Here is a 17,620-nt window from a genome sequence, read left to right as displayed (position 1 = left end):
CGTTATTCGCTAACGGTATTTAAATTAAACTTCTTATAGCTATAAAGTCAGCCTCCTGCGTACCTGCCGACCAATCGGCGCGCCGCACGACACGAACCCACACGCAATCCAGCGTGAGTTTCTGATCGACGCGCGCGCCCTTGAGCGCGCCGTGCGTGGGAGATTGATTGATGTCCGCAGCTACTGCTACCCCAAGCGCCGCGACTGCCGCGCCGCAAACCTTCGAAATCCGCCCGTTCAGCGGTGCCGTCGGCGCCGAAATCAGCGGCCTCGACCTGACCCGCCCGGTCAGCGACGAGGACTTCGCCCGCATTCACCGCGCGCACCTCGATCACCACGTCGTGGTGTTCCGCGACCAGCGCATCACCCCGCAACAACAGATCGACTTCAGCCGCCGTTTCGGCGTGTTGCAGATCCATGTGCTCAAGCAGTTCCTGCTGGCGAACCACCCGGAAATCCTCATCGTTTCCAACATCGTCGAGAACGGCCAGAACATCGGCCTCGGTGACGCGGGCAAGTTCTGGCACTCGGACCTTTCCTATAAAGAGCTGCCGAGCCTCGGCTCGATGCTGCACGCCCAGGAGCTGCCGTCCGAAGGCGGCGACACCCTGTTCGCCGACATGCACAAAGCCTGGGACAGCCTGCCCGAGGCGCTGCGCAAAGCGGTCGAAGGCCGCTCGGCTGCGCATTCCTACACCGCGCGCTACAGCGAAACCAAATTCGAAGGCAACTGGCGCCCGACCCTGACCCCGGAGCAATTGGCTCAGGTTGCCGAGGTCGTGCACCCGGTGGTTCGTACCCACCCGGAAAACGGCCGCAAGGCATTGTTCGTCAGCGAAGGTTTCACCACCCGCATCGTCGGCCTGCCGGAGGACGAGAGCAAACAACTGCTCGAAGAGCTCTACGCCCACAGCGTGCTGCCGCAGAACATCTATCGCCATCAATGGCAGCCCCACGATCTGGTGTTCTGGGACAACCGTTCGCTGATCCACCTTGCCGCCGGTTGCCCTGCGCACCTGCGCCGCAAGTTGTATCGCACGACCATCCAGGGCGACGCGCCTTTCTGATTTGCCGGAGATCCGATCATGTCCAAACGTCTTCCATTCGCACCGCTGGCGGCGGCCATCGGCCTCGGTTTCAGTTTGATCGCCGGCAGCCTGGTGGCGCCGACCGTGGCCCACGCCGAAGGTGAAATCCGCATCGCCGAGCAGTTCGGCATTGTCTATTTATTGCTCAATGTGGTGCGCGATCAGGGACTGATCGAGAAGTACGGCAAGCAGGAAGGGCTCGACATCAAGGTCGACTGGACCCAGTTGTCGGGCGGTGCGGCGGTCAACGATGCGCTGCTCTCCGGTTCCATCGACATTGCCGGTGCCGGCGTCGGGCCGCTGCTGACGATCTGGGATCGCACCCATGGCAAGCAGAACGTCAAGGCCGTGGCCTCGCTGGGCAACTTCCCGTACTACCTCGTCAGCAACAATCCCAAGGTCAAAACCATCGCCGATTTCACCGAGAAGGACCGCATCGCGGTGCCGGCGGTCGGTGTTTCCGTGCAGTCGCGCTTCCTGCAATACGCAGCGGCCAAGCAGTGGGGCGACAAGGAATTCAATCGCCTCGACAAGTACACCATCGCCGTCCCGCATCCGGACGCCACGGCTGCACTGATTGCTGGCGGCACCGAGCTGACCGGGCATTTCTCCAACCCGCCGTTCCAGGATCAGGCGCTGCAGAACCCGAACGTGCACGTGGTGCTCAACTCCTATGATGTGCTCGGCCCGAATTCGCCGACCGTGTTGTTCGCCACCGAGAAATTCCGCAACGAGAACCCCAAGACCTACAAGGCATTCGTCGAAGCCCTGACCGAAGCCGCGCAGTTTGCACAGAACGATAAAGGCGCAGCGGCGGACACCTATATCCGTGTGACCAAGGCCAAGATCGACCGCGCCGAGCTGCTGAAAATCATCGACAACCCGCAGTTCGAATTCAGCGTCACGCCGAAAAACACCTACCCGCTCGCCGAATTCCTCTACCGCGTCGGCGCGATCAAGAACAAGCCTGAATCGTGGAAGGATTACTTCTTCCAGGACGCCAAGCCGCTGCAAGGGAGCTGATCGAGATGAACGCCCCTTTGCAAGGCCACGCGGCCAGCAACCCAATCGCCACGGCGCAGGCGCTGCTGGCGGTCGATCAGGTCAGCCTCGAATACCGCACACCGCAACGTGTCGTGCGCGCCACCCATCAGGTCAGTTTCGAAGTCGATCAACAGGATCGTTTCGTGCTGCTCGGCCCGTCCGGTTGCGGTAAATCCACCTTGCTCAAAGCCGTCGCCGGATTCATTGCGCCGTGCGAGGGCGAGATCCGTCTGCAAGGTCAGCGCGTCGACGCGCCGGGGCCGGACCGGATCGTGGTGTTTCAGGAGTTCGATCAACTGCCACCGTGGAAAACCGTCAAACAGAACGTGATGTTTCCGCTGCTGGCTTCGCGCACGTTGAAGAAAAAGGAGGCCGAAGAGCGTGCGCTGCATTACCTGGAAAAGGTCGGTCTGGCGGCGTTCGCCGATGCCTATCCGCACACTTTGTCCGGCGGCATGAAGGCGCGGGTGGCGATTGCCCGGGCGCTGGCGATGCAGCCGAAAATCCTGCTGATGGACGAGCCGTTCGCCGCGCTGGACGCCCTGACCCGGCGCAAGATGCAGGAGGAGTTGCTGCTGCTCTGGGAGGAGGTGCGTTTCACCTTGCTGTTCGTCACCCACTCGATTGAAGAAGCGCTGGTGGTGGGCAATCGCATCCTGTTGCTGTCGCCGCATCCGGGCCGGGTGAGGGCGGAAGTGCACAGTCATCAATACGATCTGCAAAGCCTCGGTGGCGTGGCGTTTCAGGAATCGGCGCGACGCATTCACCGCTTGCTGTTCGATGAAGGGCAGTCGCCGGAAACCGAGCGCGAGCACGATTTCAACGACATTCGCATCGCTTATTGAGCCACCCGGAGGATCGCCCGATGAGCCATTCATCATCCGTACGTCAAGAATTCGAAAACGATCTGCAACCGCTGACCAGCGTGCCGGTGGAGCGCGAACTGCCGCTGGGCCAGCGCCTGTGGCAACAGGGTTGGTTGCGTAAAAGCGTGATCCTGATTCTGCTCGCAGTGCTCTGGGAAGTGGTCGCCCGGGTACAGAACAACGACCTGCTGCTGCCGAGCTTTTTGCAGACCAGTCATGCGCTTTACGACGGCCTGCTTAGCGGTGAACTGCTGGGCAAGGTGTGGATTTCGCTGTTGGTGTTGCTCAAGGGCTATCTGATCGGCATCGTCCTGGCCTTCGCCCTGACCACGCTGGCGGTCTCGACCCAGTTTGGCCGGGACTTGTTGAGTACGCTGACCTCGATGTTCAACCCGCTGCCGGCGATTGCGTTGTTGCCGCTGGCGTTGCTGTGGTTCGGACTGGGCCAGAACAGCCTGATTTTCGTGCTGGTGCATTCGGTGCTTTGGGCGCTGGCGCTGAACACGTATGCCGGGTTTCTCGGCGTCTCGGAAACCCTGCGCATGGCCGGGCGCAATTACGGCTTGAAGGGTATGCGCTTCGTGCTGTTCATCCTGATTCCGGCGGCGCTGCCGTCGATCCTCGCCGGGCTGAAAATCGGCTGGGCTTTCGCCTGGCGCACCCTGATCGCCGCCGAACTGGTGTTCGGTGCCACCAGCGGCAAGGGTGGCCTAGGCTGGTATATCTTCCAGAACCGCAATGAGCTGTACACCGACAAGGTGTTTGCCGGTCTGGCGGTGGTGATTCTCATCGGTCTGCTGGTGGAGAACCTGGTGTTCGACACGCTGGAGCGGGTGACGGTGAAACGCTGGGGCATGCAGCGCTGATTATTTGATCTGCTAGCATTGCGTACGAATCAATCCTTATCGGTCACGAGTGCTCAGCATGCAACTTCCGGACATGAACCTGTTGGTCGCCCTCGACGCCTTGCTCGACGAGGGCAGCGTGGTCGGCGCCGCGCGGCGGATGAGCCTCAGCCCGGCGGCCATGAGCCGCACACTGACACGGATCCGCGAAGCCATTGGCGATCCGATTCTGGTACGTGCCGGCCGGGGACTGGTGCCGACGCCCAAGGCGCTGGAGCTGCGCGAACAGGTGCGCGATGTGGTCGAGCAGGCGGCGTTGCTGTTTCGCTCGGCGGATGCGGTTGAACTGGGCACATTGCGCCGACGCTTCAGCATTCGCGCCAACGACTTTTTCGTCGGCGTGTACGGCGGCAAGCTGTTCGACACCCTGGATCAACTGGCACCGCACTGTGAGTTGCGCTTCGTTCCCGAGGGTGACGGCGACGATGAAGCGCTGCGCGAAGGGCGGATCGACCTGAGTGTCAGCAACACGCGTCCGGTGACGCCGGAAGTCAAAATACAGAACCTGTTTTCCACCCACTTCGTCGGTCTGGTGCGCGAGGACCATCCGCTGCTGGATGGCGAGATCACCGCCGAACGCTATGCCGGGTTTTCCCATATCAGCATGTCTCGCCGGGGCATCGCCCGTGGGCCTATCGATACTGCGCTGAATGCACTGGGCCTAGAGCGGCGGGTGGCCGTAATCGCGCCGAGCTTCCACGCCGCGATGTTCGCCCTGCCGGACTCCGACCTGATCCTGCCGGTGCCCAAGGAAGCGCTGCTCAGTGTGCGACGGCTGGGTTTGAAACTGCGCTCGTTCGACCTGCCGATCCCGCTGCCGACGCTGATGCTGACCCAGGCCTGGCACCCGCGATTCGACAAGGACCCGGCCCACCGCTGGTTGCGGGAAACCCTCAAGACCTGCTGCGATGAAACCTGGCTGGCAGCGCAGCCCTGACGATTGCGTCTGATGCACTTATAAACTGCCAAGAAGTCAATTTTCGTCAGCACTAAGCCCTACTACCATGCTCCGGTATTTTTCCCTCCGGAGTTTGCCTGCATGACATCCCTGACGGTCACGGCGCCGATGGCCGCTGCCGCTCCGATGGCCGCCACGCCACCGGTGTTCGGGGCGCGGATCATCATCGGCCTGGTCGGTGTGCTGCTGGCGGTGCTGGTGTCGGGTCTCAACGAGATGGTGACCAAGGTCGCCCTGGCCGACATTCGCGGCGCCCTGAGCATCGGTTACGACGAAGGCACCTGGCTGGTCGCGAGTTACACCGCGACCTCAGTGGCGGCCATGGCGTTTGCGCCGTGGTGCTCGGTGACCTTTTCCCTGCGCCGCTTCACCCTGTGCGCCATCGGCGTGTTCACCCTGCTCGGGGTGCTCTGCCCTTTCGCCCCGAACTACGAAAGCCTGCTGCTGATGCGCATCCTGCAAGGCCTGGCCGGCGGTGCGCTGCCGCCGATGCTGATGACTGTTGCGCTGCGGTTTCTGCCGCCCAACTTCAAGCTTTACGGCCTCGCCGGTTACGCCCTGACCGCCACGTTTGGCCCGGGCCTCGGAACACCGCTGGCCGGGTTGTGGACCGAATACGTCGGCTGGCAATGGACGTTCTGGCAAATCATCGTGCCGTGCCTGATCGCCATGGCGATGGTGGCGTACGGCATCCCTCAGGATCCGCTGCGCCTGGAGCGTCTCAAGACCTTCAACTGGAAAGGCCTGCTGCTGGGATTTCCGGCGATCTGCATGCTGGTGATCGGTCTGTTGCAGGGCAATCGTCTGGACTGGTTCGAATCAAATCTGATTTGCGCGCTGCTCGGTGCCGGTTCGCTGCTGCTGGTGGCGTTCCTGATCCATGAGTGGTCGCAGCCGATTCCGTTTTTCAAATTGCAGATGCTCGGCATTCGCAACCTGTCGTTCGCCCTGATGACCCTGGCCGGCGTGCTGGTGGTGCTGCTGGCGGTGGTGTTGATTCCGTCGAGTTATCTGGCTCAGGTGCAGGGTTACCGGCCGGTGCAGACCGCGCCGATCATGCTGCTGGCGGCGTTGCCGCAACTGATCGCGCTGCCGCTGGTGGCGGCGTTGTGCAACCTGCGTTGGGTCGATTGCCGGTGGGTGCTCGGGATCGGGTTGAGCATGCTGGTGCTGTCCTGCCTGGGCGGGTCGCAGCTGACCTCGGTGTGGATTCGCGACAATTTCTACGTCCTGCAATGGCTGCAGATTTTCGGCCAGCCGATGGCGGTGCTGCCGTTGCTGATGCTGTCGACCGGCAGCATCCAGCCCCAGGATGGGCCGTTCGCTTCGGCCTGGTTCAACACCGTGAAAGGCCTGGCGGCTGTGGTCGCCACCGGGGTCATCGAGGCGCTGACCACCGCGCGCCTGCATTTTCACTCGACGATGCTGGTCGATCGCCTCGGCAACTCGCCGCTGGCCGCCAGCAACGATCCCGGTCTCGCCCATCGCCTGCACGAACAGGCGGTGGTGCTGACTTCTTCGGATCTTTATCTGTGCATGGCCGGCGTCGCGGTGGCGCTGATCCTGCTGATTTTCTGGCTGCCGACGCGGATCTATCCGCCTCGCGCACCGACCTGACTGGAACAGAAGGTTTTTTATGACGACTCAAGCAAAGCAAAAACTCGCGGTGGCCGTAGCGGCCGCGCTGGCAGTCGGCGTGCTGGTGTATCTGGCGATGCCCGGCCTGTTCGGCAAGCGTACTCAGCAGAACACCAACGATGCGTTCGTCTCCGCCGATTTCACTCTGGTGGTGCCGCGTGTGGCAGGGTTCATTAAGGAAGTGCTGGTGGAAGACAACCAGCAGGTCAAGGCCGGGCAATTGCTGGCGCTGATCGATGATCGCGACCTGCGCGCCGCCGCCGAAGCCGCTGATGCGCACACCGTGGTTGCCCGGGCTCAATTGCAAAACGCCAAGGCCACCCTGGAGCGGCAGACCTCGGTGATCGCTCAGGCGCAGGCGTCGGTAGTCTCGGCCAAGGCTGAAATGGCCTTCGCCCAACAGGAATTGAACCGCTACAACCACTTGGCCGGCGTCGGTGCCGGCACCGTGCAGAACGCGCAACAGGCACGTACTCGCATCGATCAGGCGACTGCGCGGCTGGACACCGCCACGGCAAAACTGGCTGCGGAACGCAAACAGGTCGAGATTCTGACGGCGCAGCGCGATGCCGCCGAAGGCAGCTTGAAACAGGCGCAGGCGGCACTGGAAATCGCCAGTTTCGAGCTGTCCTACACGCGCATCACTGCGCCTCAGGACGGCATGATCGGCGAGCGCGCCGTGCGGGTCGGTGCTTATGTGACGCCGGGCAGTAAACTGCTGGCGGTGGTGCCGTTGAAACAGGCTTATGTGGTCGCCAACTTCCAGGAAACCCAGCTCACCGACGTGCAGCCGGGGCAGGACGTTGTCGTGCGGGTCGACAGTCTTGGTGGTGAGGCCTTGAGTGGTCGCGTCGAAAGCATCGCCCCGGCCACTGGCGTCACCTTCGCCGCCGTCAAACCGGACAACGCCACCGGCAACTTCACCAAAGTCGTGCAGCGGATTCCGGTGAAAATCCTGCTGGAACCGGGCCAGCCACTGGCCGAGCGCCTGCGGGTGGGCATGTCGGTGGAGGCGAGCATTGATACCAAAAGCTCCGCGACATCGGTGCGTGAGGTGACGCAGCGATGAAGCGCATTCAATCTCTGACGGTTGTCCTGAGCCTTTCGGCGCTGGCGGCCTGCACCGTCGGCCCGGACTTCCAGAAGCCCGAAGCCACGCAGATTGCCGAGTGGGCCAAACCCGGCAAATCCGCACCCAGCCAGGCCGTCAGCGAACCCCTGAACGAGCGCTGGTGGGAAGTCTTCCACGACGCGCAACTTTCCGCCCTGACCCAGCGCGCCGTGAGCAGCAACCTCGACCTGAGACTGGCGAGCAGCCGTCTGCAACAAAGCCGCGCCGCACGTCAGGTGATCACCGCCGACCGTTATCCGACAACTGCTGCAACCGGCAGTTATGCCCGCAAACGCAACAGCGGCGAAGGCTTGAACGACCCGTCCGGGCACAACGGCGATTCCGCCTTCAACCTGTGGGACGCCGGTTTCTCCGCCTCCTGGGAACTGGACTTCTGGGGCCGGGTGCGCCGGGAAACCGAAGCCGCCGATGCCAACCTCGAAGTGGCGGAAAACGACCGTCGCGGTGTCTTGCTGGCGGTACTCGCGGACACCGCGCAGAACTACATCCAGTTGCGCGGGGTGCAGAACACCCGCGCGGTCACCGAGCAGAACCTCGATGTCGCGCGGCACAGCCTGAAGCTCTCGCAACTGCGCCTCAACGACGGCGTGGCCACCGATCTCGACGTGGCCGAAGCCGCCGCGCAAGTGGCGGCCATCGAATCGCGACTGCCGGCGCTGGAGCAACGTCAGGCGCAACTGATCAACGCCATCAGCCTGTTGATGGGCGAGCCGCCGCAGGCGCTGGCCAAAGAATTATCAACAGACGCGCCGGTGCCGCAGTCGCCGCCGCAAGTCGCCATCGGCCTGCCGTCGCAACTGGCCGAGCGCCGCCCGGACATTCGCCAGGCCGAAGCCCGATTGCACGCCGCCACCGCCAACATCGGCGTGGCCAAGGGCGATTTCTATCCGCGCATCACCCTGTCCGGCAACCTTGGCTCGCAAGCCATGCAGCTCAGTGATTTCGGTTCCTGGGGCTCACGCGCCTTCGGCATCGGCCCGCAATTCAGCCTGCCGTTGTTCGACGGCGGCCGCCTGCGCGGCATGCTGCAACTGCGCGAAGCCCAGCAGCAGGAAGCGGCCATCGGTTATCAACAGACCGTGCTGCGCGCCTGGCACGAAATCGACGACCAACTGACCGCCTACAACGCCAGCCAGCGCCGCCGCGACAGCCTCGCCGAAGCCGTACGCCAGAACCAGATCGCCCTGCGCACCGCGCAGCAGCAATACGTCGAAGGCGTGGCCGACTTCGTCAACGTCCTCACCGTGCAAAGCGCACTGCTCGCCACCCAGGAACAATGGGTGGAAAGCTCCACCGGCGTTTCACTGGCGATGGTCGGGTTGTACCGGGCGTTGGGCGGGGGATGGGAGTCGGTGTATCCGGTGGGGGAGATGGTGCAGCGTTGACGCTCGCGCGGAAAACAAAAAAGCAGGTTGTGCAGCGTTTTGGCTGCTCAACCTGCAAAGTTTTCGATTTTGATTTGCCCATCAGGAAATGTAGCGATGATTTCAAGTTCGCCGCCCATCGCGCGGATGTAATTGCGCAGCGTGCTGATGTACATATCGGTGCGTCGTTCCATCTTCGAGATCGCCGCCTGGTTAATGTGCAGGGTCTCGGCAAGTGTCGCCTGACTCAAAGCCTTGGCCTGTCGCAATTCGTTTAGCGGCATTTCCTTGATGTGTTGTTCGTAGATCGAATCGGCATGTGCCCGGGCTTCGGGTGTCATACGCGCTTCGAGTTCGGCAAATTTCTTAGCCATCTTTGTAACCCTCTTTGCGCAATGTATCGAGGTGCTCATCGTACAGTTGATCGGCGAGCGGGACATTGACTTCATACCAGCGATCCTGACCGGTTTTGTCTCCACCGATCAATAGCAGCGCACATCGTCTCGAATCAAATGCATAAAGTATGCGGTACGGTCGTCCGGCATGTTGAACCCTCAGTTCTCGCAGGTGGCCATGTCGCGCACCGTTGATCGCGCTGCTGTGTGGAAAGCGCAGGCCAGGTCCGAATTGCCCTAGCAATTTGACGCTCGCAGCCACCGAGCTCTGCTCGTTTTCAGTCAGATCTTCCCACCAGTTGCCGAACTCGTCTGTGTATTCGATATCCCAATTCATGGGGGGCGAATATGAATGTTATGGAATATTCCATCAAGGTTATATTTTCGATGAATTGATCTTAGTCGTTACACAGAGTTTCGCCAGCCCCTTGGATGAGTGATGGCCTTTCGCTTGACGCTAAACCCCGCTGTCGTAGACTCCGCTCATCCGTCAGGGAGTAACGGTTATGCGGCGTTTTCGTGGTTGGGTTGTCGGATTGACCTTTGTAACGTGTGCAGTTCAGGCGCAAACGCCTGTGCCAGACGATCCGCTGCAGGATAGCGCTGGGGCCGCCAATGCCTCGGCCAGCAGCGAAGCGCGGGGTGTGTTGCGGGCTCGGGACCAGGCGACGCTGGCCAGCGAGTTGTCCGGGCGGATTGTCGAGTTGCCGTTCAGCGAAGGCGAGTCGTTCAAGAAGGGCGATACCCTGGCGAAATTCGACTGTTCGGCCTATCAGGCCCAGTTGAACGCCGCGCAGGCCGCCAGCCGTGGCGCCGGCGAAGAGCTGGCGCACAACCGGCAACTGGCGGCGCTCAATTCTGTCGGGCGTTTCGAAGTGGCCCGGGCCGAGGCCAAGGTCAGCGAGACCCAGGCGCAATCCCAGGTTTATCAAGTCCAGGTCAAACGCTGCAGTGTGGTCGCGCCGTTCGACGGGCAAGTGGTCGAGCGCAAGGTGCAACGCTACGAAAGCGTGTCGGCCGGGGCGCCGCTGCTCGATGTGGTCGACAACCGTACGCTGGAAATCCATTTGCTGGTGCCGTCGCGCTGGATGGCCAGGCTCAAGCCCGGCCAGACCTTCAGTTTCGTTCCCGATGAAACCGGCCAGCCCATCGACGCCACGGTCAAACGTCTTGGCGCGCGGATCGATGAGGGCAGCCAGACGCTGTTGCTGGTCGCCACACTCCCTGAAGCCAAAGGCCTGCTCGCCGGCATGAGCGGAACCGCGCGTTTTCCGGAGCTTAAATGAACGCCCCGGTGAGCGGCGGCGCCGAGCAGGTGTTCGCGCGGTTTCTCGATCTCGAACGGCAGACCCGCGCCGCCCGTGATGCTTCGCAACTGGCCTACAGCCTAGTCAATGACGGGCAGCCGCTGTTCGGCTATCGCCATGCGGCGCTACTGATCGCCGGAAAGGTGCAGGCCGTGACCGGTGTCAGCGCAGTGGAGCCGAATGCGCCGTTCGTGGCGTTCGTCGAGCAGGCGGTGGCGCAGTTGTTCAAGCAGGATGTGCTGAAGGTGGCGCGGGTAATTTCGCCGGAGATGGTCAGCGAGTCGGTCCAGAGCGACTGGCGCAGCCTGTCGGCGCTGCAGGTGTTCTGGCTGCCGCTGATCGACCGCGATGGCCAAGTGTTCGGCGGATTGTGGCTGGCCCGCGACGTGCCGTGGAACCCTTCCGAACAAGTGCTGTTGTCGCAACTGGGCGATACCTACAGCCACGCCTGGCTGGCCCTGCAACCGCGCAAGCCGTGGCGGCTGCGCTGGACCCGCAAACGCCAGGTGGCGCTGGTCGCTGTGTTGCTGCTCGGTTTGTTGATTCCGGTGCGCCAGTCGGTGCTGGCCCCGGCCGAAGTGGTGCCCTTGGGTGGGCGTGTGGTGGCGGCGCCGCTGGACGGGGTGATCGCCGAGTTTCTGGTCAAACCCAATCAGAACGTGAAAACCGGCGATCTGCTGCTGCGTTTCGAAAGCACCACCCTCAAGGCCCAGGCCGATGTCGCCGAGCGTGCGCTCGGTGTGGCCGAAGCCGAACTCAAAGCCAACTCCCAACGCGCATTCGCCGACGCCGAATCCAGTTCACGGGTGGATTTGCTGGCTGCCCGCGTCGAGCAGAAACGCGCCGAACGGGATTACGCCCGGGAACTGCTCAACCGCAGCGAAGTGCGCGCCGAGCGCGACGGCATTGCGGTGTTCGCCGACGCCGAGCGTTGGACCGGCAAACCGGTGCAGACCGGCGAACGGCTGATGGAAATCGCCGACCCGAACCAGGCCGAATTGCGTATCGAGCTGGCGGTGGGCGACGCGATTTCGCTGGAGCCGGGCGCCGACATTGCATTGTTCCTCGACAGCGATCCCTTGCAACGCCATGTCGCCCGACTTGAGCGTTCGGCCTATGAAGCGCAGCCCACCGCCGGCGGCCAACTGGCCTATCGGCTGGATGCGAATTTTACCGACACACCGCCGCGTATCGGCCTGCGTGGCACGGCGAAGATCTTCGGTGATCGCGCGCCGCTGGCGCTGTATCTGCTGCGCCGCCCATTGGCCGGTTTGCGTCAGAGCGTGGGCCTGTAAATGAATCTGCCGAGCCTGCGTGCCGACCTGCAATTGTCGCCCGCGGCGCCGGCACTGGACGGCTCGCCGCGCTGGACCCTGGCCGACCCGGTGCGCGGTCGCTATTTCAAACTCGGCACGGCGGCGATGCGCCTGTTGCGCCACTGGTCGCTGGGCGATCCGGAGCAAGTGCTGCGCGCCGCTAACCGCGAACCGGGCTTGCCGCTGGATGGCGTCGAACTGGAGCAACTGCTGACGTTTCTGCGCGGACATGACCTGATCAGCGCCCTCGACGATCAGCAACGCGCCAGCTATCAACTCAAGGCCCTCGCGCAACGCCAGAGCCTGTGGAAAATCCTGCTGCATCAATATCTGTTCTTTCGTATTCCATTGTGGCGCCCGGACGCGTTTCTCAATCGGGCGTGGCCGTGGCTGCAGCGCTTCGGGCCAAGGATTTTGCGCTACGGCTTTCCGGCGACCCTGGGGCTCGGGGTGTTTCTGGTGTCGCGGGACTGGCAGCGCTTCGTCGGCACCTTTCCGCACCTGTTCAGCCTCGGCGGGGCGATTTCGTTCGGTGTGGCGCTGTTCTTTGCCAAGCTCTGCCACGAGTTCGGCCATGCGTTCATGGCCAAGCGCGCCGGGTGTCGGGTGCAGAGCATGGGCGTGGCGTTCATGGTCTTGCTGCCGATGTTCTACACCGACGTCAGCGATGCCTGGCGGGTCAACGACCGGCGTGCGCGGCTGCTGATCGGTGCCGGCGGGGTGCTGGCGGAATTGCTGCTGGCCTGCATTGCGTTGCTGGTCTGGTCGTTGCTGCCGGACGGCCCGGCACGCACGGCGGCGTTCATGCTCGCCAGTGCGACCTGGATCACCTCGCTGGTGGTCAATCTCAACCCGTTCATGCGTTTTGATGGCTACTTTCTGCTCAGCGATCTGTGGGAGGTCGACAACCTTCAGGGTCGGGCCTTTGCCTTTTGCCGCTGGCGCCTGCGTGAGTTTTTGTTTGGCTATGGCGCACCGGCGCCGGAGCCTTGGTCGCCGGCGATGCAGCGGCGTTTGCTGATCTGGGGGTATGGCTCGTGGTTATGGCGTGCGGCGTTGTTTTTCGGGATCGCGCTGGCGGTCTATCACTTGTTCTTCAAGGTGTTGGGGATTTTCCTGATGCTGGTGGAACTGGTGTGGTTCATCTTTCTGCCGATCATGAGTGAGTGGCGCCAGTGGTGGAGCCGCCGTGAACAGGCTCACGGTCCGCGCGTGCTGCTCAGCAGCCTGGCGGTGATCGGCCTGTTGCTGGTGCTGATCGTGCCGTGGCGCAGCGCCGTCGAACTGCCGACGATGCTCGAGGGCGGTCGGGCCAGTGCGTTGCATGCGCCGGTGGCGGCGCGGGTCAAAACGGTGAAGGTTGCGGACGGCCAGAAGGTCGCTCAGGGCGATGTGCTGATCGAACTGGAGTCGCCGGACCTGGATTCGCGGCAGGCCATCGTCCGCCGGGAAATCCAGATTCAACAATTGCTGATGCGCCGTCAGGCCGGCCGCAGCGAAACCGCCGCCGACGCCGGCATCGTCGAACAACGCCTCGCCGAAGCCGTGGCGGAGTACCGAGGCCTGAGCGCCCGCCGCGAACGCCTGCTGCTGCGGGCGCCCCACGCCGGGACTGTGCGCGACTTGTTGCCGAACCTGACGCCGGGTCGCTGGCTATCGACCAAGGATGCGCTGGCCCGGGTGGTCGAGGACGGCTCGCGCCTGCGTGGTTATGTGGCCGAAGCCGAACTGTGGCGGGTCAAACCGGGGGCCACCGGGCGGTTTATCGCCGACGATCCGATGCACCCGGCGATCACCGTGAAGCTCGATGAAATCGATACCAATGGCGTGGCCTATGTCGATCAGGAAGCCCTGACGTCCGACCATCACGGGCCGATTGCCGTACGCCGCGATCAACAGCAACGGGCGGAACCGGTACAGGCGCAATACGGCGCGCGATTGACTACGCTGGATCAGCCACCGACGCCGGTACAGCCGTTGCGTGGCGTGGTGGTTCTGCAGGGCAGCGGCGAATCGGTGCTCGGCGTGGCCTGGCGTCGGCTGGCGGCGCTGGGGGTCAGGGAAAGCGGTTTCTAGGGAGCATGAAGATGACGGAAAACCTGGCAGCGGACGGATTGGTGGTGCGGCCTTCACGGGCGACTGACGGCCCCTTTCTGCAAAGCCTGTATCAATCGGCGCGGCCGGATCTGCAATGGGTCGACGGCGAGCAGGAACAGGTGCAGCAAATCGTTGCCCAGCAGTTTCAGGTGCAGGAGCAGGGCATGGGTGAAAACCATCCCAATGCCATGCACTACGTCGTGGAAAAACTCGGCACGGCCATTGGCGCGCTGAGCACCGATTTCGGCCCCAATGAAATCCGCGTGTTGTACATCGCCTTCATCCCTCAGGCCCGGGGCAAGGGCTACGGACGAACCGTGCTGCAAGGCGTACAAAAGGCCGCGCAGCAAGTGCGCTGCCCGGTGGCGACGGTGGTGTGGGCCAATAATCGCCATGCGCGCCAGCATTACCTGGCGCTGGGATTCGCGGTGGAAGAGCGCAATCCGGCGGCGGAGCGTCTGGTGTGGTATCCGCAGGGTTGAGTCAGATGATTGAGTTGATATCGAAGGTGTGCGGCGCGCCGATCTTGTGGCCGTAGAGCGTCGCCAGCAGCGGGTCGTCTTCGGCAGCGTCCGGCGCCATGGCGAGCTGTTCGGCTGCAGTGTTTTCCGGGTGCAGTTGCCAGCGCGGCAGGCTTTCGGCCAGTCGTTCCGGTTGTTCTGCCAGTTGCCCGTAAACGTCCTGAGTCGTGATGCGCCGATGGCGAAGGATTGCCAGGCGCTCGCGTGTCACGCGGATTTTCTCCACTTCACGATTAAGCGCCTCAAGGGTGCCGGACTGAGTGCGCACGTAACTGTCCGGGCGTCCCGGCAGGTTGTTGCGCCGGGTGCGCAATTGGTGGGTGATGCGTTCCAGGGCCGACTCCACGACAGCAAACTCCCGTTCGGTGACCAGCGAACGGCTTGATTCCTGGGCCTCCTGCCAACGCCGCAACACCGCCCAGCACGCCGGAATGTACGCCCCGGTCATTGAGTGATGCCCGGCGTCGAAAATCTGTTTGAGCAACGTCGGTCGATCCGGCAAACCGTGCCGCTGCCGGATCGCTACATCGCATGCGGCGTGCTGGGTAATGGTGTCGCAACCCGGCTCCCACAGGATCGAAGACACCTGCTGACGCCCGAACTCCACCGGCATGGCGTGTCGCAGGCTGCCATGGTGGTCGTAGGCCTCTCCGGTCCAGTTGGTGATGCCGGCGACGAACACCGACAGCCCCACCGGCACATTGACGAACGTCAACGCCGCCCCGGTGCCGTAGATGTCGGCCTTGGTGTTCATCCAGCTGCCGGGCACGCTGGGCACCGGGTCGTTATGGTTGACCATGCGGTGATGCACGAGATCGGCTGCGCCCTTCACGAAATCCGCGTCGCCGGCGCGGGGGGCGCCGTAGGTGTAGAGCTGGATGTTGTAGCCCTCGGGCCGGCGGCGGAGCATTTCGGACAGCAGCAATGTGATCGCACCGCCGAGGCTGTGGCCGCAGATCAGGAGGGTTTGGCCGGTGTAGAACTTTTCGAGGTATTTGACGGTGAAGTCGTAGGCTTTCTGCGCTGCTTCATAAAATCCCCGGTGTACCTGGCCGTCGCCTTCCTCGAACGGCACTTGAAGGGCGTCGGCATCACGTAGACCGTCGGCGATTATCTCGGCGGTACCGCGAACGGCGACCAGGATCAGTTCGTCGTTGTGGGTGATGAAGGCTTGGGTGTCTGTACTTTCTTTATTACCGATGTCGTCGAGGAAGTGGACGCTGGCCGGGTGTTCCGGATCTCGTTCAGGGCTGTGCCTGTTAACTGCATAGAGGTTCGGGTCAAACGGGATGATTTCCAACCTTGCGGAATACGGAACATCCTCGTATAGCGGGTAATAGGCTTTGGTCTGAGCGTTGTCGACTTTCCACAGTTCCTCTCCCTTGGCCAGTGCATCGCCGAACCAGTTGCCGACGCTGGGTTGCAGCGGAAACTTAACGGATCTGGTTTCGGCGGAAGGGACTTTGGGTTCCTGGCCGAAAGGGCAGTAACTCAGGGTCGCCATCAATGCGAGCTGGTACAGGTTGAGTGCACAGAATGCCGGAGCTGTGGATAACATCGGCCGCAAGGCGCGTAGCGGGCGCACTTCAAGAACGGTGCGACGTTGCGGCATCAGCGCTACGCCAAGTTTTCCATGTTCGCGCATGATTGCAGCGCACCCGGAATCGAGGGGGTAATCGCGATAAACCTCGGGCGGCAGGTGCGAGGTATACCTCACCAGATGACGGACTTCGACTTGAAAGTAGTCTGCGCCGTCTGCGATCTCGGGTCGTTCCCGTGTGCGGGTGGCATTCAGGTTCAGATAATGAGTTTTTTCGGCGCGTACCTGAAGGTCTGTGATTGGGAGAGGGTAGTGAATTCTTGTCTGCAAATCCTTGTAGAGTTTCTCTGTTCCTTCATATTCCTGGCTGAATAAAAGGGCAATCGGCCCCGCAAAATGGCTTTCTACTTTGCCGATGCCTGCAGCATCCAGATGCCCGGTGTATCTCATACCTTCTGAATCAGTTGCGATATACGCGAGCCCGGCATACGGCGCTCCTGAGCCAGACTCATCGATCAGCTGAAAACTGGTCCATCTTCCGCTTTCCGGGCAAGACAGCATGCGGCTACCCAGTGAAGATTGAAGTTCTTTCTCGAGTGATGACACGTTGAACGCTCCTTATTCTGTGCAGGCGGGGTAAATGCTGCAGATGCGGCCATCAGGCATTTTGAATGTGCTGAAGTCGGTGTAATTGCCGTTGCAATAGGCATGCGGATCGTCATATCCATCACCCAGGCATCGCTTCCAGCCATTCGGCACCTTCACCCACGTGTCCCTCCATCCTGGCCGCTCTTCCTTCACCAGCCTGATCTTCATTCTCACGGTTTTGCCCGGAAGTTGATCGTGGGTGTATGCCGCAAACGGGCGACCCGGCTCCGGTGTGCCCAAGGCATCGGTTTCTTTGCAGTCGAGTATTTTTCGCAGGATTCTCGGCTTGCCCGAGGTGCGAAACAGCCACTGGCATTGGCCATGGAAGGTGCTTTCGCCCCGGCTGTCGAAGCTGCTTTTGTAGCGTTCCTCGATATCAGGAAGAACGGCGACTACGGCACTGTCTGCACTGAAGTCGCCGCGAGATTTTCCATAGACCGAATTGATATCGAGGCTGATTCTGCGTATCGCCATCGGGCAGCCACTGATCGTCCGGCGAATAGGGATTTCAAAGATTGGTTCATACCGTTCACGCCACTTTTGATTGTGTGCTGAGACTGTCTTTCTGCGGTCCGGCACGCTGCACGTTTCGTCCTTGGCGGGTGTGTATTCGACAAAAGCCTGATAGGTAAAACCCGGTGGCAAATCGGCTGTGAAAGTGAATGAATTTGACGGTGCGGTTTTGCAGCCTGCGATGAGGGCAACGCAACCGATCAAAGTCACATTTCGTATCGCGAGTCTGATCGTCGTGGGGGGCAGTGTTGGAGGTTGCAGATCCTTTTCAAATAATTCCATGGCGTG

At 62.0% G+C, this 17,620-nt stretch carries 16 protein-coding genes; 12 read left to right on the top strand and 4 right to left on the bottom strand.

Annotated elements, in window-relative coordinates; translation table 11 throughout:
• The first annotated feature begins 170 nt into the window (after positions 1-170).
• The 8 genes from ACKLNA_RS23420 to ACKLNA_RS23385 all read left to right on the top strand — a co-directional run bounded on the left by ACKLNA_RS23420 (position 171) and on the right by ACKLNA_RS23385 (position 9,016).
• Entirely contained in the window at positions 171-1,067 is an 897-nt protein-coding gene (locus ACKLNA_RS23420) for a TauD/TfdA dioxygenase family protein (RefSeq protein WP_408987239.1), read from the top strand.
• Positions 1,068-1,085: 18 nt separating this feature from the next.
• Positions 1,086-2,111, top strand: coding sequence for an ABC transporter substrate-binding protein (locus ACKLNA_RS23415; RefSeq protein ID WP_134825062.1), 1,026 nt, complete (start codon positions 1,086-1,088; stop codon positions 2,109-2,111).
• A gap of 5 nt (positions 2,112-2,116) precedes the next feature.
• The gene (locus ACKLNA_RS23410; RefSeq protein WP_085712610.1) at positions 2,117-2,977 is read left to right on the top strand and encodes an ABC transporter ATP-binding protein; all 861 of its coding nucleotides are present in this window, start codon (positions 2,117-2,119) and stop codon (positions 2,975-2,977) included.
• 20 nt (positions 2,978-2,997) lie between these two features.
• A complete protein-coding gene (locus tag ACKLNA_RS23405; RefSeq protein WP_408987238.1) occupies positions 2,998-3,864 on the top strand; it encodes an ABC transporter permease in 867 nt (288 codons plus the stop codon).
• Positions 3,865-3,922: 58 nt separating this feature from the next.
• Positions 3,923-4,840, top strand: coding sequence for a LysR family transcriptional regulator (locus tag ACKLNA_RS23400; protein WP_408987237.1), 918 nt, complete (start codon positions 3,923-3,925; stop codon positions 4,838-4,840).
• Between the two features lie 102 nt (positions 4,841-4,942).
• Entirely contained in the window at positions 4,943-6,478 is a 1,536-nt protein-coding gene (locus ACKLNA_RS23395) for an MFS transporter (protein ID WP_408987236.1), read from the top strand.
• 19 nt (positions 6,479-6,497) lie between these two features.
• The gene (locus tag ACKLNA_RS23390) at positions 6,498-7,568 is read left to right on the top strand and encodes an HlyD family secretion protein (RefSeq protein ID WP_085733425.1); all 1,071 of its coding nucleotides are present in this window, start codon (positions 6,498-6,500) and stop codon (positions 7,566-7,568) included.
• Complete coding sequence (locus tag ACKLNA_RS23385; RefSeq protein WP_408987235.1) at positions 7,565-9,016, top strand: efflux transporter outer membrane subunit; 1,452 nt, start codon at positions 7,565-7,567, stop codon at positions 9,014-9,016. The genes ACKLNA_RS23390 and ACKLNA_RS23385 overlap by 4 nt, the downstream gene beginning before the upstream one ends.
• 47 nt (positions 9,017-9,063) lie before the next feature.
• Here the strand turns inward: ACKLNA_RS23385 and ACKLNA_RS23380 are convergent, their stop codons facing one another.
• Positions 9,064-9,369, bottom strand: a complete 306-nt coding sequence (locus tag ACKLNA_RS23380; protein WP_064382656.1) for an XRE family transcriptional regulator — start codon at positions 9,367-9,369, stop codon at positions 9,064-9,066.
• The gene (locus ACKLNA_RS23375) at positions 9,362-9,727 is read right to left on the bottom strand and encodes a type II toxin-antitoxin system RelE/ParE family toxin (RefSeq protein WP_408987234.1); all 366 of its coding nucleotides are present in this window, start codon (positions 9,725-9,727) and stop codon (positions 9,362-9,364) included. The genes ACKLNA_RS23380 and ACKLNA_RS23375 overlap by 8 nt, the downstream gene beginning before the upstream one ends.
• Positions 9,728-9,896: 169 nt before the next feature.
• On the opposite strand from ACKLNA_RS23375, the gene ACKLNA_RS23370 reads away from it, so the two are divergent.
• The 4 genes from ACKLNA_RS23370 to ACKLNA_RS23355 are packed head-to-tail and all read left to right on the top strand — an operon-like array spanning position 9,897 to position 14,592.
• Complete coding sequence (locus ACKLNA_RS23370) at positions 9,897-10,676, top strand: efflux RND transporter periplasmic adaptor subunit (RefSeq protein ID WP_408987233.1); 780 nt, start codon at positions 9,897-9,899, stop codon at positions 10,674-10,676.
• Positions 10,673-11,992: an efflux RND transporter periplasmic adaptor subunit gene (locus tag ACKLNA_RS23365; protein ID WP_408987232.1), complete on the top strand. Its 1,320-nt coding sequence runs from the start codon at positions 10,673-10,675 to the stop codon at positions 11,990-11,992. The genes ACKLNA_RS23370 and ACKLNA_RS23365 overlap by 4 nt, the downstream gene beginning before the upstream one ends.
• The gene (locus ACKLNA_RS23360) at positions 11,993-14,089 is read left to right on the top strand and encodes a biotin/lipoyl-binding protein (protein ID WP_408987231.1); all 2,097 of its coding nucleotides are present in this window, start codon (positions 11,993-11,995) and stop codon (positions 14,087-14,089) included.
• 11 nt (positions 14,090-14,100) lie between these two features.
• Positions 14,101-14,592 (top strand): GNAT family N-acetyltransferase, encoded by a 492-nt coding sequence (locus ACKLNA_RS23355; protein WP_408987230.1) that lies wholly within the window; start codon positions 14,101-14,103, stop codon positions 14,590-14,592.
• A gap of 1 nt (position 14,593) precedes the next feature.
• Here ACKLNA_RS23355 and ACKLNA_RS23350 read toward each other — a convergent pair whose 3' ends face one another.
• Entirely contained in the window at positions 14,594-16,777 is a 2,184-nt protein-coding gene (locus ACKLNA_RS23350) for a lipase family protein (RefSeq protein WP_408987229.1), read from the bottom strand.
• A 12-nt stretch (positions 16,778-16,789) separates the two neighbouring features.
• Positions 16,790-17,614, bottom strand: a complete 825-nt coding sequence (locus ACKLNA_RS23345) for a hypothetical protein (RefSeq protein ID WP_408987228.1) — start codon at positions 17,612-17,614, stop codon at positions 16,790-16,792.
• Positions 17,615-17,620 lie beyond the last annotated feature (6 nt).

Origin of the sequence: Pseudomonas sp. UV AK001 (assembly GCF_046097675.1) — a bacterium.
In the GTDB taxonomy this organism is placed as follows: Bacteria; Pseudomonadota; Gammaproteobacteria; order Pseudomonadales; family Pseudomonadaceae; genus Aquipseudomonas; species Aquipseudomonas kribbensis.
This window is presented reverse-complemented; position numbering and strand designations above follow the sequence as displayed.